Genomic DNA, 17,485 nt, shown 5'->3' on the forward strand with positions numbered 1-17,485 from the left:
GCATGCGACTGGGACTTCTCGGCGCGCTGATGCTGGCGCTCACGGCCTGCGGCAGCGACGATCTTCCGGATACGCCCCTGGGCACGGCGGCCCGCACGGTCGGCGGCCTCGTTCTGCCGGGCGAGCCGGTGCCCGACGCCCGTGCTGTCCTGACGCCTGAGATGCTGGCGAATTCGCCCACGGCGGTGATGCTGCTGGTGACGGAGAGGACGGATCGGGGGCTGACGCTCGTCCCGCTTACGGTGAACCGGGGCACGGAACAGTGGATCGACGCCAATGGTGGCGGCATCCTGCGCCGGGACGGGATCCTGGTGGGGACGCGGGGCCTGGGCTTCGATCTGCTGACCGCCGACGTCGCGCCCTTGGCAGCCGCGCTTCGGGCGGGGGGCGGCACCAACGTCCTGCGCGTGAATCGCCATCTGCGCGGCGACGACCGGATCGAGGTGCGGCGCTATTTCTGCGACGTGCGGCCGGTCGGCGGCGAAACGCTCACGTTCTATGGGCGGAACTTCCGCACGACCGTGTTCGAGGAGAGCTGCACGGGCGAGGGGGACGCCTTCGTGAACCGCTATTGGCGCGAGGGTGACGGGACCATCCGGCGCGCGGTCGAGCGCGTCAGCCCCGAAACGGGCCATGTCGAGCTGAGCCTGCTGGTGCAGTGACGCCGCCTTGCGCGGCATTGCGGCAACAGCACGGCCTGGATCGAGCGGAGGAGCGGCGCCTAAGCGCCGGATAAGAATGTATGCGCTTGATGGAGGCGTTCGACTGACCTAGGTTCGCGCTGTGCACGTTTCCTAGGAGAGCAACAATGACGAAATTCATCGCTTCCGCCGCCGCCGCGCTCGTCGCGCTGGCTCCGGTCGTCGCTTCGGCCGATTCGTCGGTCCGCACGCTGAACACCACCAAGTCGTCCGGCAACCTCGAAGCCGTCGGTTCCGACACCATCGTGGTCAACGAAGCCCCGGTCCTGGCCGGTGGTGGTCTCAGCACCGCCGCCGCCGTCGGCCTGGCCGCCGCCGGCCTGCTGATCGTTGCCGCCATCGCGGATGGCAGCGACGGCTCGTCCAGCACGACGACCGACTGATCCTTTCGACTTATCGAAAGTGAAGGGGCGGGCCTGACGGTCCGCCCCTTTCTCGTCTCCGATGGCCCCGGGGTCCCGGATCAGGCGCGCTTGCCGATCTGGCCCAGGTCCAGGACCGTCAGGACCTTCGCCTCGATATCGGCGGCGGTCAGTCCGGCCTCGATGTACATCTCGGCGGGGCCGGCCTGATCGATGAACGCGTCCGGCAGCACCATCGACCGGAACCGCAGCCCCTCGTCGAACAGGCCCGCCTCGGCCAGAAGTTGCGCGACATGGCTGCCGAAGCCGCCGACCGCGCCCTCCTCGATCGTGATCAGGGCCTCGTGGTCGCGGGCCAGCCGCAGGATCAGGTCGCGGTCCAGCGGCTTCGCAAACCGCGCATCCGCCACGGTCGGGCGAATGCCACGCGCCATCAGACGCTCGCGCGCGGCCTCCACCTCGGGCAGGCGGGCGCCGAAGGACAGGATCGCGACACGCTCGCCCTCGTGGACCATGCGGCCACGGCCGATCTCCAGCGGGGTCCCGCGCTCGGGCATATCGACGCCCACGCCTTCGCCGCGGGGAAAACGGAAGGCGATGGGGCCCGCATCGTGCGTTGCGGCGGTAGCCACCATGTGCCGCAGCTCCGCCTCGTCGGCGGCGGCCATGACGGTGAAGTTGGGCAGGTTGGAGAGATAGGCGATATCGAAGCTGCCGGCATGCGTGGCGCCGTCGGCCCCGACCAGCCCGGCCCGGTCGATGGCAAAGCGCACAGGCAGGTTCTGCAACGCCACGTCGTGCACCACCTGGTCGTAGCCGCGCTGCAGGAAGGTCGAATAGATCGCCGCGAAGGGCCGCATCCCCGCCGCGGCGAGGCCCGCGCAGAAGGTCACGCCGTGCTGTTCGGCGATGCCCACGTCGAAGCATCGCGCCGGAAAGCGTTCGGCGAACAGGTTCAGGCCGGTTCCGTCGGGCATGGCCGCGGTGATGGCGACGATGCGGTCGTCCTCCGCCGCCTCCCGGATCAGGCTTTCGGCGAAGACCTTGGTATAGCTGGGCGCGTTCGAGGGCGCCTTGGTCTGCTCGCCCGTGGCCACGTCGAATTTCGATGTCGCGTGACCGCCGTCGCGTGCGCTTTCGGCGGGGCGGAAACCCTTGCCCTTCTTGGTGATCGCATGGATCAGGATCGGCCCGGTCGCACGCGCCTTGACCGTGCGCAGCACGCCCAGCAGGCTTTCCATATCATGGCCGTTGATCGGGCCGACATAGCTGAAGCCCAGCTCCTCGAAGAGCGTGCCGCCGACGGTCATGCCCTTGAGCATCTCCTTGGCGCGGCGGGCGCCTTCCTGGAACGGCGGTGGAAGGAATCCGACGGCCCCCTTGGCGGCGGCCTTGAGGTCCTGGAACGGCGCACCGGCGTAAAGGCGCGACAGGTAGGACGACATCGCGCCCACCGGTGGGGCGATCGACATGTCGTTGTCGTTCAAAACGACGATCAGGCGCTTCTGCAGGTGCCCCGCGTGGTTCAGCGCCTCGTAGGCCATTCCGCCGGTCAGCGCACCGTCGCCGATCACCGCGATTGCGTCGCCCACCTCGGGCGCGCCCAGCTCGCGCGCCATCGCGAAGCCCAGCGCGGCGGAGATGGAGGTGGAGCTGTGCGCCGCGCCAAACGGATCGTAAGGCGACTCGGTCCGCTTGGTGAACCCCGACAGCCCGTCCTTCTGGCGCAAGGTGTCCATGCGCCGGCGGCGGCCGGTCAGGATCTTGTGGGGGTAGCATTGGTGGCTGACGTCCCAGATCAGCTTGTCGCGCGGCGTGTCGAAGACGGCATGCAAGGCCACCGTCAGTTCGACCACGCCCAGCCCCGCACCCAGATGCCCGCCCGTCCGGCTGACGGCGTGGATCGTCTCGGCGCGCAGTTCGTCGGCCAGCTTGCGCAGGTCGCCGTCCGACAGCGGCGCCAGGTCGGAGGATCCGGCGATGCCGTCCAGCAGCGGGGTTTTCGGTGCGACCATGGAAGCCTCAATTGTCACGGTTCACGACATAACGTGCGACCCGGACAAGGCTATCAGCACGGTCGCCGAAGGGCAAAAGGCTGGCCTGCGCGGCCCCGACCAGTTCCGTGGCCCGTGCGCGGGCGCCTTCGACCCCCAGATGGGACACGAAGGTGGCCTTGCCGGCCCGCGCGTCCTTGCGCGCGGCCTTGCCCATTCGGGCCGGGTCGCCCTCGACATCCAGCAGATCGTCGGCGATCTGGAAGGCGAGGCCCAGTCGCGCGGCGTATTCGGTCAGGGGTTCGGGATCGGCCCCCCCGAGGATCGCGCCCGCGCGGCAGGGCCATTCCAGGAGGCGACCGGTCTTGAGCCGTTGCAGCGCCGTGATCCGGTCCAGCGACAGCGGGGCATCGGCCGTTTCGGCGGCGATGTCGCGGGCCTGCCCCGCCACCATGCCCGCCCCGCCCGCCGCCCGTGCGAGCGTCAGGACGAGATCGGCGCGCACGCTTCCGTCGGGATGCGTCGCCGGATCGGCCAGGACCTCGAACGCGAATGTCTGCAGCGCGTCGCCGGCCAGGATCGCTGTCGCCTCGTCCCAGCGGCGGTGCACCGTGGGTTGGCCCCGGCGCAGGTCGTCATCGTCCATGCAGGGCAGGTCGTCATGGATCAGGGAGTAGGCGTGCAGGGCCTCGATCGCCACGGCGGCCCGGAGGGCACAGTCGCGCGGCACGTCGAAGAGCGCGGCGCATTCCAGCGCCAGGAACGCGCGGAGCCGCTTGCCGCCCTGCGTGGCGTAGCGCATCGCCTCGCCCACGGGGCCCTCGAACGGGCCCAGCAGCGCGTCCAGCGCCGCGCCGGTTTCCTGCTGCGCGCGGCACAGGCGTTCGTCGAATGTCACGGGTCGGCGGGCCGCGTTCCGACCGGGCGGCCATCGGCGTCGAGGGTAATCTGCTCGACCTTCTCCTCGGCTTCCTTCAGCTTGGTCTCGCAGCGCGCCTTGAGCGCGGCGCCACGCTCGTAGAGGCGGATAGACTCCTCCAGCGGGACGTCGCCACGGTCGAGCTGGTTCACCACCTTCTCCAGCTCGGCGATCGCCTGCTCGAAACTCATCGTCTCGATCTCGTCAGCCATTTTCCCGCCTCCGCAGAACGTCCACATGGGCCCCGGCCGCATCGGCCAGCGCGTCGAGGTCATAGCCCCCCTCGAGGCACGACACCAGCCGTCCGCCCGCATGCGCGTGGGCCAGATCGCAGAGCCGTTCGGTCACCCAGACGAAATCCTCCGTCGTCCAGGTCAACTGCGCCAGCGGATCGTCGGCATGGGCGTCGAACCCCGCCGAGACGAGGACGAGATCGGGCGCGAAGGCGTTGAGCCTTGGCAGGATGTCATCCTGCATCCGGGCCCGGAAGACGCGGCCGTCGGAGTTCGGGGGCAGGGGGACGTTCATGACGTTGTCATGCGCGCCTGTTTCACCCGCGGCGCCGGTGCCGGGCCAGAGCGGCGACTGGTGGGTGGAGACGAACAGGCTGCGCGGCTCGTCCCAGAGAAGGTCCTGCGTGCCGTTGCCGTGATGGACGTCGAAGTCGACGACCGCGACGCGGCCCAGTCCGTGATGGTCGAGCGCGTGTTTCGCCGCGATTGCGACCGTTCCGAACAGGCAGAACCCCATCGGCGTCTCGGTCTCGGCATGGTGCCCGGGGGGGCGCATGGCGACGAAGGCGTTCCGCGCGTCGCCTTCGACGACGGCATCCACGGCCCGCAAGGCCGCGCCGGCGGCCAGGCGCGCGGCGCGCAGGCTGCCGGGGGAAAGGCTCGTATCGGCGTCGAGCTGGGCCCAGCCCTCGGCCGGCTGGGCCGCGGCCAACGCGTCCAGGTAGCGTTGCGGATGGCACCGCAGAAGGGCGGCGTCGGGCGCCTCCTGGGGCGACTCGCGGGTCAGGTCCATGCCGTCCAGCGCGGCGCGCACGGCCTCCAGGCGGGCGACCTGTTCGGGGTGCCCGGGCGGATTCTCGTGCCGGTCGGCATCGGGATGGGTCAGCAAGAGCGTCATCGGGATCCGTCAATCGGGGGCGAGCATGTAGCCCTCGCCCCGCACGGTCTGCAGATAGCGGGGCTGTTTCGGGTCCTGCTCCAGCTTGCGGCGCAGGCGGGTGATCTGGACGTCGACCGCGCGTTCGCCCGAGACCTCGCCGTCGCGGCCCAGTCGTTCGACCAGCGTGCCGCGCGTGACCGGCTCATGCGGCGTGGCGGCCAGGACGCGCATCAAAGTCGTCTCGGTCACGGTCAGGCGGACGGGGTCTTCGCCCTTGAGGAGTTCGCCCCGGTCGAGGTCGTAGCGCACATGGCCCAGATGCAGGATCTTGGGCATCGCCCCGCCCCCCTGCGGCGCCCGTCGCAGGATGGCTTTGAGGCGCAGCAGCAGTTCCTTGGGTTCGAACGGCTTGGGCAGATAGTCGTCGGCCCCCGCTTCCAGCCCGGTGATCCGGTCGGAAGTGTCGCCCTTCGCCGTCAGCAGCAGGATCGGCGTGTCGCGCGTCTCGCGGATTTCGGCGCAGAGGATGAAGCCATTGTCGCCGGGCATCATCACGTCGAGGATCATCATGTCGAAGTCGAGCCCCGCCAGAAGGCGCCGAGCATGGTCGGCATCGCGTGCCGCAGTGGTCAGATAGCCGTTCCGGGTCAGGAACTTCTGCAGCAATCCCCGGATCCGCTCGTCGTCGTCCACCAGGAGGACATGGGCCTGGTGGCTCGGCGGGCCTTCGTCGGACATCGGCTACCCTTCCTTCACGGCCGCGAAATGCCGCCTAAGTTCGGGGTCCATCATATGTTCAAGGACTTCGCGGAATCCAGCGACCGCGACCGGACCCGCCGCGCGGAAGGCCGCCCGCATCCGCGCGCGTTGCGCGTCCGACAGTTCCTGCTCCAGCGCGGCGCCGCGGGGCGTGAGGTACAGATGGCGTTCGCGCCGGTCGCGCGTGCCGACGCGGCTCTCGACCAGCCCGTCCTCGACCAGGGTGCGCAGGACGCGGTTCAGCGATTGCTTGGTGACGCCCAGTATGGCCAGCAGGTTGTTGACCGTCGTGCCGGGCGTGCGCTGGATGAAATGGATGGCGCGGTGATGGGCACGGCCGTAGTCGTAATCGGCCAGGATGCGGTCGGGATCGGCGGTGAAGCCGCGATAGGCGAAGAACATGGCCTCGATGGCGCGGCGCAGCTGTTCGTCGGTCAGGAACAGAAGGTTCTCGCTGTGATCCTGGGCCATGGCCGGTCCTCCCAAGGATGAAACTACGTCAGCCTTGTTGACATTCCAAGACCGCATTGTTACCCACGGGCAGATTTTGCGCAACATTATGTCCGAAACGGGCATAGCAGCGACATGAATGAAGCGGAGGGTATGATGGCGGGTTCCTATGCCGATGTCGAAGGCCGGATCTGGATGGATGGCAAGCTGATCGACTGGAAGGATGCGAATGTCCATCTGCTGACGCATGCCATGCACTACGCCAGCGCCGTGTTCGAGGGCGAGCGCGCCTATGGCGGCAAGATTTTCGAGAGCCGCAAGCATTCGGAGCGCCTGATCTATTCCGGCCGGCAACTGGACATGGAAATCCCCTGGACGGTCGACGAGATCGAGGCCGCGAAATACGAGACGATGAACGCCAACGGTCTGGACGATGCCTATATCCGTGTGCTGGCTTGGCGCGGCGTGGGCGAGGACATGGGCGTCTCGTCCGCGCGCAATCCGGTGCGGATGGCGGTCGCGACCTGGGCCTGGGGCAATTACTACGGCGACGCCAAAATGCGCGGCGCCAAGCTCGACATCGCCAAGTGGAAGCGGCCCAGCCCGGAGACGGCACCGAGCCATGCGAAGGCTGCCGGGCTTTACATGATCTGCACGATGTCCAAGCACGCGGCCGAAGCGAAGGGCTGTTCGGATGCGATGATGTTCGACTATCGCGGCTACGTGGCCGAGGCGACGGGGGCCAACATCTTCTTCGTCAAGGATGGCGAGGTGCACACCCCCGACCCCGATTGCTTCCTGAACGGAATCACCCGGCAGACCGTCCTGCGGATGCTGGAGGAGCGGCAGATCAAGGTGCACCAGCGCCATATCATGCCCGAGGAGCTGGAAGGGTTCGAGCAATGCTGGCTGACCGGCACGGCGGCCGAAGTGACGCCCGTGGGCCAGATCGGCGACTACAATTTCGAGGTGGGCGCGATGACGCGCGACATTTCCGACAGTTACGAGAAGCTCGTGCGGGCCTGATGCGGAAACGGCCCCGTCAGGGGACGGGGCCGATCCAGTCGGGGACGGCGGGGGGGACACCGGCCCGGTAGTGCGCTCCGACGGCGCGTTGGGTGGGGGCAATGATACGCCGCCGGAGTGCCGAGCTTTCGCTCCTACAAGGACAGTCTTGGCAATCCCGTCGGACATTTTCGGGGTCTGGAAACGGTTCCCGTCGGATCATTTCGTGGCAGCATTGGGGCAGTGGCTGAATTTCATACATGCCATGCGGCCTCTTGCGCGCCGCGCTTGAACTGGCGGGCGCGTCGCGCCACGTTGGGGCGGATGAACGCGCCCACGCCTTTCCCCCATGCCGAAACGGTCAGCTTCCATCGCACCGAACTGTCGGTGATCCTGTCGCTCTACGGGCGGATGGTCGCCGCCGGGGAATGGCGTGATTACGGAATTTCGGCGCTTCGCGACGTGGCGGTCTTCTCGGTCTTTCGACGGACCGCCGAACAGCCGATGTATCGGATCGAGAAGCGACCCAAGATGGCGGCGAAACAGGGCGCCTATACCGTGATCGGAATGGATGGGCGGATCCTGCGGCGCGGCCATGACCTGCGCACGGTCCTGCGCGTGCTGGAACGCAAGCTGATCCGTCCCGTCGACTGATGGGTCGTCAGCCCGGCAGCTCCGGCCGCCGGCGCGTGACGATGTCCCCCCGTCCCGTCGGATCGCCCTCCTGGATGCGTGCCCGTGCCTCGGCCAGCGGCTCATAGGCGACGGCCATGTGGTGCGCGTTCGCGTGCAAGAGAGTTTCGGCGTCGGACATGATCCCGACATGGCCATCCCAGAAGATCAGGTCGCCCCGCTGCAACGGCGCGTCCGCATGCAACTCGCGCCCCACGCCCCGCTGCTGGTCGCTGTCGCGCGGGCAGTCGAGGCCGCAGGCGATCAGCGCCTGCTGGACCAGGCCCGAGCAGTCCACGCCCCAGCGCGACGATCCCCCCCAGAGATACGGCGTGCCGAGAAACATGTCGGCCACGCCGACCGGATCGCTGAACCGGGCGCGCAGCGGCTGAAGATGCCCCGAGGGGACGAAATGCCCGGTCGAGACCTTTTTGAAATCGCCCAGGTCCGACGTGACGCGGACATGGCTGCCGAAGAAGATCGCCACTTCGGGCGGGGCCTTCAGACGCGCGCGCGGATAGAGATGCGTGGCCGGCGCGGCAATCCAGTGCGTCGCCGCCTCCTGCCGCGTCAACGCGCCCGAGATGACATAGCCGCAATAGCCGTCGCGGAGGGATTGGCCGAAGGCGAAGCCGTCGCGTTCGTCGATGACGCGAAACGCCTCGCCGAACAGCAGCTGGCTGGCCCGGTCGCCCCGCGGCGCGTCGCTGAGGTTGACGAGCGGTTGCTGGACCGTGCGGATCGTGCCCTTGACGTAGCGCGTCGCCTCGACCACGCCGCGCAACTCATGCGCGGCGGCATGGCCGTTCGCCGGGGTCATGCGCGAATCGAAGCCGGTCATGACGCCAGCACGCCCGGCAGGGCGTCGAAGATCGCGCGTGCCCCCATGCCGACGCCGCCCTTGGGCCGCGCGGGCGCGGGTTTGGGGTTCCAGCCGTAGATGTCGAAATGCGCGAAGCGCGGCGTCCGGCGCACGAAACGATCAATAAACAATGCCGCGGTGATGCTGCCGGCGAAGGCCCCGGCGGGGGCGTTGTCCAGATCGGCGATGCCCGGTTCGATCATCGGCTCGTAGGGTCGGTGGAGTGGCATCCGCCAGAGCGGATCGCGCACGCGGTGCCCAGCATGGGCCAGCGCCATCGCGAGCGCGTCGTCATCGGTGTAGTAGGGCGAGATGTCGGGCCCCAGCGCCACCCGCGCCGCACCCGTCAGCGTGGCCATGCAGATCATCAGATCGGGCGGCGTCTCGTCGGCCAGGGCGAGGGCGTCGGCCAGCACCAGCCGCCCCTCGGCGTCGGTGTTGTTGATCTCGACGGTCAGGCCGTTGCGCGCCGTCAGGATGTCGCCGGGGCGGAAGGCGTTGCCCGCGACGGCGTTCTCGACCGCGGGGACGAGGATGCGCAGGCGCAGCTCCGTCCCGGTCGCCATGATCATGGACGCGAGGCCGAGGACGGTCGCGGCACCGCCCATGTCCTTCTTCATGATCCCCATCGAGGCACCCGGTTTCAGGTTCAGCCCCCCGGTGTCGAAGCAGACGCCCTTGCCGACCAGCGTCAGCGCCGGTCCGGTTTCGCCCCAGGTCACGTCGATCAGGCGCGGGGCCCGGGCTGCGGCGCGCCCCACCGCGTGGATCATCGGCAGATTGGCGGCCAGCAGGTCGTCGCCGGCGGTGACCGAAACCGTGGCGCCGTGGCGTTCGGCCAGGTGACGCGCGGCGGCCTCCAGTTCGTCGGGACCCATGTCTTCGGCTGGGGTGTTGATCAGGTCGCGGGTCAGGAATTCGCCCGCCGCGATCGCCTCGATCCGGGCGGCGTCGATGCCGCGTGGCGGGCGCAGGCGGGCCGCGTCCCGTGCCCGGCCGGCATAGCGCGTGAAGCGGTAGGAGGACAGGAGCCAGCCGAGTGCCGCCTCCTCCAGCTGGTTCGCGGTCAGATCGCCGTCCAGCGCATAAGTGCCCGACCCCAATGCGGCGGCCGCGCGCCCGATGACGAAGCGCAGCCGCTGGCGGTCCTTCGCATCGCCCCATCCGACCAGGACCCGCGCCACCGACATGTCGGGGGCCGGCAGGCGCAGGATCTCGCCCGGTCCGGCGCGGAACCCGCTGGCCGCGACCCAGTCCCGCACCGGTGCGTCCTGTCCCGCCAGCCAATCCTCCAGCGCGGATTTCGACACGATACGAAGCGGGATGGCCCGGGTGTCGGGGGCGGCGAATCCGGGCGGGTCTTGCAAATACATCGGTCCTCGGCGGCGCAATCGGCGGCGCCGGCCACTCTAGCGGCGATGCCCCCCGCCGCAAGGTCTGCCGAGGCGCGTCAGGCGGCGCCGTCCGGTCGGCGTGACGGGCCTGACGCCCAGGCCCGCGGCGCCCGCGGGTCGCCCAGGCGCATCAGTCGCGCGTGACAGGCCGGGAGTGCCCGCGCGTCATGGGCGGCGAGGCAGTCCATGACGGACGCGGCGGCGCGGTGCATCGTCTCCATCCCGATCGTATCGGTCAGTTCGACGATTCGGCGGCAACTGCGCGACAGCCCCCGACGGTCGTCGCATTGGTGGCGCGCGGTGCGGATCAACATCTCGATCTCGGTCAGGACCTCCGTCAGGAAGGCCTCGGCGCCCTCGGCCCGCTCGTCGCAGATCCGGGCCAGCTTTCGCTGGTCGAACGTCATCGCCTCGATGGGGCGCAGGGCGGGGATCGCGGTCGTCATTTCGTTTCCTTGTCGGCAGGCACTCGATTTGGCGCCAACCTTTCGGCGAACCGGGGCGAAACCGTGACGCCGAACCGGCATCGAAGGCGAGAAATCCCTCGAATTTCGATCAAGCTTGGGGGTAGATGCCAGTCACCAGACCGGAGATCCCGATGACGAGACCTGCAAGGCCCCTGCCCGGATCGCTCGTGCAGCGATATCATGGCTGGAAGGCGACGACCTTCGCCGAGAACGCCGCCTGGTATCGCCGTCTGGCGCAGGAGGGTCAGCGCCCCCGCGCCATGGTCATCAGCTGCTGCGACAGCCGCGTGCATGTCACCTCGATCTTCGGGGCGGAACAGGGCGAGTTCTTCATCCACCGCAATATCGCCAACCTGGTGCCGCCTTATGAGCCCGACGGCCTGCGCCACGGCACCTCGGCGGCCATCGAATACGCGGTGACCGAACTGAAGGTGGCGCAGATCATGGTGCTGGGCCATTCCCAATGCGGCGGTGTCAGGGGCTGCGATGCGATGTGCTCGGGCAACGCCCCCGAGCTCGAGGCGCCGGACAGTTTCGTCGGCCGCTGGATGGACCTGCTTCGCCCCGCCTGGGAAGACCTGAAGGACATCACCGACCCGGACGCGCGGACCCTCGCCCTGGAGCAGCGCGCGGTCCTGACGTCGCTCGACAACCTGATGACGTTCCCCTTCGTGGCCGAGGCGGTGAAGGCCGACGACCTGGCGCTGCACGGCATGTGGAACGACATCACCACCGGCGCGCTGGAGGTCTACGACGCCGAGCTGGACCGCTTCGTCGCGGTCTGACCTTGCGGAAGGCGTCGGCATCCGTTAATTGAACGACCGTTCATTTAACGGATGGGCCGACATGACCGAACTGCTCGACCTGGCCTTGGCCAACCTGCTCTCACCGATCATCCTCAGCTTCGCGCTGGGTCTGTTCGCGGCGCTCGCCCGGTCGGACCTGTCGATCCCCGAGGCGGTCGCCAAGGGGATGTCGATCTACCTGCTGTTCGCGATCGGCTTCAAGGGCGGCGTCGCGGTGGACGCGGCCGGCCTGGGGCCGACGTTGATCGGCGCGCTGCTGGCCGGCGTGGTGCTGTCCTTCGCGCTGCCGTTCATCGCCTTCGCCTTGCTGCGCGCGATGACCGGGCTCAGTCGCCTCGACGCGGCGGCGGTCGCGGCGCATTACGGCTCCATCTCGATCGTGACCTTCGTGGCGGGCACCAGCGTCCTCGACAGCGCGGGCATCGCCTCGGATGGCTGGATGGTTGCGGTGGCCGCCGCGATGGAGGCACCGGCGATCCTCTCGGCGCTGTGGCTCGTGGCCCGGTCCGGCGAGGGGCGCACGGTCGATGCGGACCTCTGGCGCGAAATCCTCCTCAACGGGTCGATTGTCCTGCTGCTGGGCAGTTTCGCCATCGGTTGGATCACCGGGGCCGAGGGCCTGGCCCGGATCGAGAGCTTCATCGTCTCGCCGTTCCAGGGCGTGCTGTGCCTGTTCCTGCTGGACATGGGGCTGGTCGCGGGGCGGGGCCTGCGTGGCGCGGGCGGTCTGATCCGGCCGGGCCTGCTGGCCTTCGGCATCATCATGCCGCTGATCGGGTCGGCGGCGGGCGCGGTGGCCGGTCTTCTGCTGGGTCTGGGCACGGGCAGCGTGATGCTCTTCATGGTGCTGGGGGCCTCGGCCAGCTACATCGCGGTGCCGGCGGCGATGCGCGTGGCGCTGCCGCAGGCGAACCCGTCGATCTATCTGACGCTATCGCTGGGGGTTACCTTCCCCTTCAACCTGACCCTGGGCCTGCCGATCTATCTGGCCGTGTCCCGCATGATCACCGGAGGCTGAGATGCAGACCCACCCCGCCAAGCGCGTCGAGATCATCATCGAGGAGATGATGGAGCGGCGCCTGACCGAGGCCCTGCATGGCGCCGACGTGACCGGCTTCACGATCCTGCCCGTCAAGGGTGGGTCCGGCCGGTCGGGCAGGTGGAGCCGCGCCGGTCAGGTCAGTCGGGCCGGCGGAATGGTGGCCGTCGTCTGCATCGTGCGGCCCGAGCGGCTGGACGAACTCCTCGATGCCGCCTTCACGGTGGTCGAGCAGCATATCGGCGTCGTCTGCGTCACCGATTGCGGGGTCCTGCGGGCCGAACGCTTTTGAGGCGCGCGTACGCTGCCCTTGGCGGCGACGCCGGGCGCGGCGGCATCAGGGCTGCCAGTTCAGCGTCTCCCCCTCGGGCCATTCGATCCGCACGCCAAGCCGGATTTCGGCCTCGTCGCGGGCCGGGACGTTCAGGTTCCACTGCGCCACGCCGCGCCGCTCCTCCACATCGCGCAGATCGGGCGCGGGATCTGCCGCGATGGTGACGTCCAGGTCCTCTTCCTCGGAATAGGGCAGGGCGAACCGCGTCTCGACCGTCTCTACCTCGGAGGACAGGTTGCGCACCCGCAGCACCATGTCCTGCGCGCGCGTGCCCGACGTGAAGATGAGCCCCCGATCCCCGGTCTCGTTGTCCAGAAGCCGGAATTCCAGCTGCAGATGCTCCTGCGGGCCGAAGGCGATCTCGACCTCGTCGCCGGCAGGAAGCGGCGGCAGGAACCCCTCGCCGATCTTGGCGTCGTCGCGGAAAAGCGCCATCGGGCCGGCGAGCATAGGCTCGGCCGTATCGTTGGTCAGCTCCGCCATGAGGAACGCCGTGCGGTCGGTCCGGGGCGCGGCCCGGTTGAAGACGCGGGCCTCGAAGGTCAGCGTGTCGAGCGCCAGCGTGACCCGACCGCCATCCATCGGAATATCGACCGGGACCGGGAAATCGTAGGTCACGACCGGCCCGTCGGCGTCGACCTGGCCGCGGATCGGCTCCGCCGCGGCGGGGGCCATCCGCATCTCGACTATGTCCGCGGCCGCCATCTCCCGCGTCGCGATCGGCGCATCGGGCCGCGTCGTCACCAAGTCGGGCGCGACCGGGCGCGGCGCGACCTGCGCGAACGGGTCGGCCGTCGACAGCCGCAGTACGACGTCCTGCAGCGGCAGGCCTGTGGACTGGAACAGCTGGACCTTGCGGTCGAGCGTGACCTGCCCGCTCTCCTCGGAAAGGCGCGCATCGTAGAGGGGCGTCCATCCGGCCTGCGGCGAGAAATCCTGCAGCGTCAGATCCACCGATCCCGGCGCGTCCAGCCGCACGGCCACGGCCAACAACGTCACCGGCCCAAGATCGGCGCCGGTCGCGTCGAAGTCCCGCTTCGCCTGGGCGCGGTCCTGCGCTGCGTCCTCGGCTTCGCGTTCGGCGGCGCGAAGGGCGGCGCGGGCCTCCGACAGGTCCTGCTGGGCGCGGCGTACGCCGTCGCCCAAGGCTGTGGCCGTTGCCGCGATCGCGGCCGCGTCGAACCCGGCGAGTTCCTGGCCCGAGATGGATCGCAGGAATGCGAGGCGTGCGCCGGCCGCCTCGTGCGCGGCTGCGGCGGCGAGCCGGGCATCCTCGGCCCGCGCCTCCGCCTCGCGCGCGGCCTGCCAGGCGTCGTAGGCGGTCTGCTGCGCGGGGGTGAACAGGTCGCGCCCGTCGATCAGGCCGCCGACCAGCGTCTCCTGCGCCCCGAGCGCCGCGCCCGCGACCTCGATCCGGGGCGGGCCGTCCGCACCGGGCAGCACCGGGACGAGCACGCGATGCGACCCCGCCGGCAGGTCCACCGAACCCCGCCGCGTGATCGTCGCGCCGGAGGCATAGATCACCGCCTCGGCCGGCGGGGCCACGAGGCGCACGTCCTCGGCCAGGGCGAGGCCCGGCAGGCAGGTGAGTAGGATCGCGTATCGCATGGAAAAGGCCCCCGAACGGATATGTCCGGGGGCCATCTTGTCGTGCCGGCAGGGCGGTGTCAGCCCGTATCCGATATCAACCCTTCTTCAGCACGCGCGCGCCCAGCGTCTCGGCGATCTGCACGGCGTTCAGCGCGGCGCCCTTTCGCAGGTTGTCGCTGACGACCCAGAGGTTGAGGCCGTTGTCGATGGTGCTGTCCTGACGGATCCGGCTGATGAAAGTGGCGAAGTCGCCCACGCATTCGACCGGCGTGACGTAGCCCCCATCCTCGCGCTTGTCGACGACCAGGACGCCGGGCGCGGTGCGCAGGATGTCGCGGGCCTCATCCTCGTCCAGGAAATCCTCGAACTCGATGTTCACGGCCTCGGAATGGCCGACGAAGACAGGCACACGGACGCAGGTCGCGGTGACCTTGATTTTCGGGTCCACGATCTTCTTGGTTTCGGCGACCATCTTCCACTCTTCCTTGGTGGAGCCGTCTTCCATGAAGCTGTCGATATGCGGGATCACGTTGAAGGCGATCTGCTTGGTATAGACGTCGGGCGCGACCTCGGACGTGGGGTTGTAGACCGCCTTGGTCTGGTCCCACAGCTCGTCCATGCCACCCTTTCCGGAGCCGCTGACCGATTGGTAGGTGCTGACCACGACCCGCTTGATCCGCGCCCGGTCGTGCAGCGGCTTGAGCGCCACGACCATCTGCGCGGTCGAGCAGTTGGGGTTCGCGATGATGTTCTTCTTGGCGTAGCCCTCGACCGCCTCGGGGTTCACCTCGGGGACGACCAGCGGCACGTCCGGGTCGTAGCGATAGAGCGACGAGTTATCGATCACGACGCACCCGGCCTTGGCCGCCACGGGGGCGTATTTCTTCGTCGCGTCCGAGCCGATTGCGAAGAACGCGATGTCCCAGCCGGTGAAATCGAATTGCTCCAGGTCCTTCGTCTTCAGGGTCTTGTCGCCGAAGCTGACCTCGGTCCCGAGCGAGCGGCGCGAGGCGAGCGCCGTGATCTCGTCGACGGGGAACTGGCGCTCGGCCAGGATGTTCAGCATTTCGCGGCCCACGTTCCCCGTGGCGCCGCAGACGACGACCTTGTAACCCATGATGACCTCCGTAGGGACGCGCGGGACCTAGCCGCCGTCGCCGTCCGCGTAAAGGTCAACCCTGCGCGAGCGCTTCGACCAGCTTATTCTTGGTCATGTCGGAACGCCCCTGCAGGTCCCGATCCCGCGCCCTCTCCATCAAGTCGTCCTTCGTCATCACGGCGAGCGACGCGGCCGCGCCCTTGCCGCGCCCGTTCTCGTCCGTCGCCGCGTCGATGGCGTCCAGAAGCTCCGCCTTCGTCATCGTGCTGCGGCCGTCGATCCCGAGGTCGCGGGCACGCTCCTCCAGCATGTCCTTCGTGGGGCCGTCCGCACGGATTGCGGCGACCTTGTCGCGCACGTCCTCGGGCTGATCCACGAATTGTTCGTCGCCGTCCCGCTTGGCTCTTGTCGAGCGGGCGTATTCATCCTCGGTCAGCAGCATGCGGACGCGCCGCGGCAGGTAGCGTTCGCCCGTCTCGCCGGATTCGTCGCCGGACCTGGTGCCCCAATCGGCCTCGGTCCAGTCGTGCAGGTGGGTGTCCTCCTGCGACGGGCCATCCTCGTCATAGCCGCCGCCGCGCCGCTTGTATTCCTGCACCGCCATCTGCGCCTTGCGCGCGGACCACTGGCCCGGGTCGCCGCCCTTGTCGCCGGCGGTGATCTCCTCCTTCACCTTCTCCCACAGGTCGGGATCGGTTCGCTTCGCATCTGGCATGTCGGCCTCCTTCCCAGGGGAAACCGTTCGGGTGGCGATCGGTTCAGTCGGTCTTGTCGGGCGCGAAGGCATAGATCGCGCAGCCCGCCAGCAGCGCCAGCGCGAAGACGCCGAAAAGCGTCTGATAGCCGGCGACGCCGCCCCCCGCGCGTTCGAACAGCGGGCCGGTCGCGAACTGCATCAGTCCGACGCCGCCGATCGACATCAGGTTCAGAAGCGTCACCCCCCGGCCGATCAGATGCGGCGGGAAGAACGCGCGCCCATGCGCGATCCCCACCGCGTAGCTGGAGCCGAGCGCCCCGATCGCCGCGAAAAGGAGCGTCGCGGCCAGAAGCCCGGGCACCGGCATCCACCAGAGCGTCGCGCAGGCCGCCGCCCCCAGAAGGTTGCCCATGAGCACGACCCATTTCCGCGTGCCCAGGACCCGGTCGAGCGGGCCGTAGACGAAATTGCCGACGATCATCGCCAGCGCCATCAGCAGGGTGACCGTGCCGACATGCGCCACGCCGTGGAATTCTGCGATATAGGGCCCGGCCCAAAGCCCGCGCAGGCCGGCCGCGGGCGCGTAGTTGACCAGCATCATCGGCCCGATGAACCAGATCGCCGGGATGCGCAGGATGTCGAGGAGCGAGCCGCGCCCGTCGCCGCCCAAGGCCTCGGGGTCGCGGATCAGGATCCAGCAGCCGGCCGCCGTCGCCACCGTGATCGCCGACAACGCCCACATCGCGCCGCGCCAGCCGATCGCGTCGGCCGCCCAGCCCAGCGGGACCGAGGCCGCGATGTTGCCGATGGACCCGACGCCGACCAGCACGGCGGCCAGCGTGGCGAAAACGGCGGGGCGATAGACCCGCGCGAAGATGTAATAGCTGGCCATCAGGACGGGCGCGCAACCCGCGCCGATCAAGGCCATCGCGACCTCGATCTGCCAGCCGGCCTGCGCCACTGCGAAAAGCGCGGCCCCGCCGCCGCCCGCAAGGCCCAGAAGCGCCGAGGCCGTTCGCCGCGGCCCGACCCGGTCGAGCGCCCAGCCGATGGGCAACTGCATCGCCGCGAAGGTCAGGAACCAGATGCCCGACGCGCGGCTGAGCTCGGCGGGCGTCACGCCCAGCTCGGCCTGCAGGTCCGGCGCCAGCACGGCGAGGAACGCGCGATAGAACTGGCTGAGCACGTAGCCCAGCGTGAGGATGGCGATGCCGATTTTCAT

The 17,485-nt window shown here is 69.0% G+C and carries 20 protein-coding genes; 7 read left to right on the top strand and 13 right to left on the bottom strand.

What is annotated here, in order from left to right:
- Positions 1-2: 2 nt before the first annotated feature.
- Both MWU52_RS14535 and MWU52_RS14540 read left to right on the top strand, forming a co-directional pair.
- Positions 3-662 (top strand): YjbF family lipoprotein, encoded by a 660-nt coding sequence (locus MWU52_RS14535; RefSeq protein ID WP_246953491.1) that lies wholly within the window; start codon positions 3-5, stop codon positions 660-662.
- 146 nt (positions 663-808) lie between these two features.
- The gene (locus MWU52_RS14540; protein WP_246953493.1) at positions 809-1,084 is read left to right on the top strand and encodes a hypothetical protein; all 276 of its coding nucleotides are present in this window, start codon (positions 809-811) and stop codon (positions 1,082-1,084) included.
- A gap of 80 nt (positions 1,085-1,164) precedes the next feature.
- On the opposite strand, the gene dxs is transcribed toward MWU52_RS14540, so the two are convergent.
- From dxs to MWU52_RS14570, 6 genes are read right to left on the bottom strand one after another with little or no spacing between them, the layout of a single operon-like run.
- Positions 1,165-3,078 (bottom strand): 1-deoxy-D-xylulose-5-phosphate synthase, encoded by a 1,914-nt coding sequence (gene dxs, locus MWU52_RS14545; RefSeq protein WP_246953495.1) that lies wholly within the window; start codon positions 3,076-3,078, stop codon positions 1,165-1,167.
- A 7-nt stretch (positions 3,079-3,085) separates the two neighbouring features.
- On the bottom strand, positions 3,086-3,904 hold the full coding sequence (locus MWU52_RS14550) for a polyprenyl synthetase family protein (protein WP_246954608.1): 819 nt from the start codon (positions 3,902-3,904) through the stop codon (positions 3,086-3,088).
- A 47-nt stretch (positions 3,905-3,951) separates the two neighbouring features.
- The gene (locus MWU52_RS14555) at positions 3,952-4,188 is read right to left on the bottom strand and encodes an exodeoxyribonuclease VII small subunit (RefSeq protein ID WP_246953497.1); all 237 of its coding nucleotides are present in this window, start codon (positions 4,186-4,188) and stop codon (positions 3,952-3,954) included.
- Entirely contained in the window at positions 4,181-5,107 is a 927-nt protein-coding gene (locus MWU52_RS14560; RefSeq protein ID WP_246953499.1) for a histone deacetylase family protein, read from the bottom strand. The genes MWU52_RS14555 and MWU52_RS14560 overlap by 8 nt, the downstream gene beginning before the upstream one ends.
- 9 nt (positions 5,108-5,116) lie before the next feature.
- A complete protein-coding gene (locus tag MWU52_RS14565) occupies positions 5,117-5,827 on the bottom strand; it encodes a response regulator (protein WP_246953501.1) in 711 nt (236 codons plus the stop codon).
- Between the two features lie 3 nt (positions 5,828-5,830).
- Positions 5,831-6,319, bottom strand: a complete 489-nt coding sequence (locus tag MWU52_RS14570) for a MarR family transcriptional regulator (protein WP_246953502.1) — start codon at positions 6,317-6,319, stop codon at positions 5,831-5,833.
- A 135-nt stretch (positions 6,320-6,454) separates the two neighbouring features.
- Between MWU52_RS14570 and MWU52_RS14575 the strand changes: the two genes are divergently transcribed.
- Positions 6,455-7,324 carry a branched-chain amino acid aminotransferase gene (locus MWU52_RS14575; protein WP_246954610.1) on the top strand — a complete coding sequence of 290 codons (870 nt, stop codon included), beginning with the start codon at positions 6,455-6,457 and terminating at the stop codon, positions 7,322-7,324.
- Between the two features lie 303 nt (positions 7,325-7,627).
- Positions 7,628-7,957 (top strand): DUF2794 domain-containing protein, encoded by a 330-nt coding sequence (locus MWU52_RS14580; RefSeq protein WP_246953504.1) that lies wholly within the window; start codon positions 7,628-7,630, stop codon positions 7,955-7,957.
- Between the two features lie 7 nt (positions 7,958-7,964).
- On the opposite strand, the gene MWU52_RS14585 is transcribed toward MWU52_RS14580, so the two are convergent.
- From MWU52_RS14585 to MWU52_RS14595, 3 genes are all read right to left on the bottom strand, one after another.
- Positions 7,965-8,795 carry a C40 family peptidase gene (locus tag MWU52_RS14585; RefSeq protein WP_246953506.1) on the bottom strand — a complete coding sequence of 277 codons (831 nt, stop codon included), beginning with the start codon at positions 8,793-8,795 and terminating at the stop codon, positions 7,965-7,967.
- 17 nt (positions 8,796-8,812) lie between these two features.
- Positions 8,813-10,210, bottom strand: coding sequence for a leucyl aminopeptidase family protein (locus tag MWU52_RS14590; RefSeq protein WP_246953509.1), 1,398 nt, complete (start codon positions 10,208-10,210; stop codon positions 8,813-8,815).
- A gap of 77 nt (positions 10,211-10,287) precedes the next feature.
- The gene (locus tag MWU52_RS14595; RefSeq protein ID WP_246953511.1) at positions 10,288-10,677 is read right to left on the bottom strand and encodes a hypothetical protein; all 390 of its coding nucleotides are present in this window, start codon (positions 10,675-10,677) and stop codon (positions 10,288-10,290) included.
- Between the two features lie 152 nt (positions 10,678-10,829).
- Here MWU52_RS14595 and MWU52_RS14600 point away from each other — a divergent pair, with 152 nt between their 5' ends.
- The 3 genes from MWU52_RS14600 (at position 10,830) to MWU52_RS14610 (ending at position 12,835) form a co-directional block, all read left to right on the top strand.
- Positions 10,830-11,483 carry a carbonic anhydrase gene (locus MWU52_RS14600; protein WP_246953513.1) on the top strand — a complete coding sequence of 218 codons (654 nt, stop codon included), beginning with the start codon at positions 10,830-10,832 and terminating at the stop codon, positions 11,481-11,483.
- Positions 11,484-11,544: 61 nt separating this feature from the next.
- Entirely contained in the window at positions 11,545-12,522 is a 978-nt protein-coding gene (locus tag MWU52_RS14605; protein WP_246953515.1) for a sodium-dependent bicarbonate transport family permease, read from the top strand.
- Between the two features lies 1 nt (position 12,523).
- A complete protein-coding gene (locus MWU52_RS14610; RefSeq protein WP_246953517.1) occupies positions 12,524-12,835 on the top strand; it encodes a DUF3240 family protein in 312 nt (103 codons plus the stop codon).
- A 45-nt stretch (positions 12,836-12,880) separates the two neighbouring features.
- Here MWU52_RS14610 and MWU52_RS14615 read toward each other — a convergent pair whose 3' ends face one another.
- From MWU52_RS14615 to MWU52_RS14630, 4 genes are all read right to left on the bottom strand, one after another.
- Positions 12,881-14,485 carry a mucoidy inhibitor MuiA family protein gene (locus tag MWU52_RS14615; protein ID WP_246953519.1) on the bottom strand — a complete coding sequence of 535 codons (1,605 nt, stop codon included), beginning with the start codon at positions 14,483-14,485 and terminating at the stop codon, positions 12,881-12,883.
- A gap of 76 nt (positions 14,486-14,561) precedes the next feature.
- Positions 14,562-15,584 (bottom strand): aspartate-semialdehyde dehydrogenase, encoded by a 1,023-nt coding sequence (locus tag MWU52_RS14620; RefSeq protein ID WP_246953521.1) that lies wholly within the window; start codon positions 15,582-15,584, stop codon positions 14,562-14,564.
- Positions 15,585-15,639: 55 nt separating this feature from the next.
- Complete coding sequence (locus MWU52_RS14625) at positions 15,640-16,281, bottom strand: aspartate-semialdehyde dehydrogenase (RefSeq protein WP_246953523.1); 642 nt, start codon at positions 16,279-16,281, stop codon at positions 15,640-15,642.
- A 43-nt stretch (positions 16,282-16,324) separates the two neighbouring features.
- Positions 16,325-17,485 carry an MFS transporter gene (locus MWU52_RS14630; RefSeq protein ID WP_246953526.1) on the bottom strand — a complete coding sequence of 387 codons (1,161 nt, stop codon included), beginning with the start codon at positions 17,483-17,485 and terminating at the stop codon, positions 16,325-16,327.

This window comes from Jannaschia sp. S6380 (assembly GCF_023015695.1).
Taxonomy (GTDB): Bacteria; Pseudomonadota; Alphaproteobacteria; order Rhodobacterales; family Rhodobacteraceae; genus Jannaschia.

What these genes read in the sequence shown, in the direction of transcription:
- MWU52_RS14535 (WP_246953491.1), top strand. Translation starts at nt 3, where the DNA reads ATGCGACTGGGACTTCTCGGCGCGCTGATGCTGGCGCTCACGGCCTGC.
- MWU52_RS14540 (WP_246953493.1), top strand. Translation starts at nt 809, where the DNA reads ATGACGAAATTCATCGCTTCCGCCGCCGCCGCGCTCGTCGCGCTGGCT.
- dxs (WP_246953495.1), bottom strand. Translation starts at nt 3,078, where the DNA reads ATGGTCGCACCGAAAACCCCGCTGCTGGACGGCATCGCCGGATCCTCC.
- MWU52_RS14555 (WP_246953497.1), bottom strand. Translation starts at nt 4,188, where the DNA reads ATGGCTGACGAGATCGAGACGATGAGTTTCGAGCAGGCGATCGCCGAG.
- MWU52_RS14560 (WP_246953499.1), bottom strand. Translation starts at nt 5,107, where the DNA reads ATGACGCTCTTGCTGACCCATCCCGATGCCGACCGGCACGAGAATCCG.
- MWU52_RS14565 (WP_246953501.1), bottom strand. Translation starts at nt 5,827, where the DNA reads ATGTCCGACGAAGGCCCGCCGAGCCACCAGGCCCATGTCCTCCTGGTG.
- MWU52_RS14570 (WP_246953502.1), bottom strand. Translation starts at nt 6,319, where the DNA reads ATGGCCCAGGATCACAGCGAGAACCTTCTGTTCCTGACCGACGAACAG.
- MWU52_RS14575 (WP_246954610.1), top strand. Translation starts at nt 6,455, where the DNA reads ATGGCGGGTTCCTATGCCGATGTCGAAGGCCGGATCTGGATGGATGGC.
- MWU52_RS14580 (WP_246953504.1), top strand. Translation starts at nt 7,628, where the DNA reads ATGAACGCGCCCACGCCTTTCCCCCATGCCGAAACGGTCAGCTTCCAT.
- MWU52_RS14585 (WP_246953506.1), bottom strand. Translation starts at nt 8,795, where the DNA reads ATGACCCCGGCGAACGGCCATGCCGCCGCGCATGAGTTGCGCGGCGTG.
- MWU52_RS14590 (WP_246953509.1), bottom strand. Translation starts at nt 10,210, where the DNA reads ATGTATTTGCAAGACCCGCCCGGATTCGCCGCCCCCGACACCCGGGCC.
- MWU52_RS14595 (WP_246953511.1), bottom strand. Translation starts at nt 10,677, where the DNA reads ATGACGACCGCGATCCCCGCCCTGCGCCCCATCGAGGCGATGACGTTC.
- MWU52_RS14600 (WP_246953513.1), top strand. Translation starts at nt 10,830, where the DNA reads ATGACGAGACCTGCAAGGCCCCTGCCCGGATCGCTCGTGCAGCGATAT.
- MWU52_RS14605 (WP_246953515.1), top strand. Translation starts at nt 11,545, where the DNA reads ATGACCGAACTGCTCGACCTGGCCTTGGCCAACCTGCTCTCACCGATC.
- MWU52_RS14610 (WP_246953517.1), top strand. Translation starts at nt 12,524, where the DNA reads ATGCAGACCCACCCCGCCAAGCGCGTCGAGATCATCATCGAGGAGATG.
- MWU52_RS14615 (WP_246953519.1), bottom strand. Translation starts at nt 14,485, where the DNA reads ATGCGATACGCGATCCTACTCACCTGCCTGCCGGGCCTCGCCCTGGCC.
- MWU52_RS14620 (WP_246953521.1), bottom strand. Translation starts at nt 15,584, where the DNA reads ATGGGTTACAAGGTCGTCGTCTGCGGCGCCACGGGGAACGTGGGCCGC.
- MWU52_RS14625 (WP_246953523.1), bottom strand. Translation starts at nt 16,281, where the DNA reads ATGCCAGATGCGAAGCGAACCGATCCCGACCTGTGGGAGAAGGTGAAG.
- MWU52_RS14630 (WP_246953526.1), bottom strand. Translation starts at nt 17,485, where the DNA reads ATGAAAATCGGCATCGCCATCCTCACGCTGGGCTACGTGCTCAGCCAG.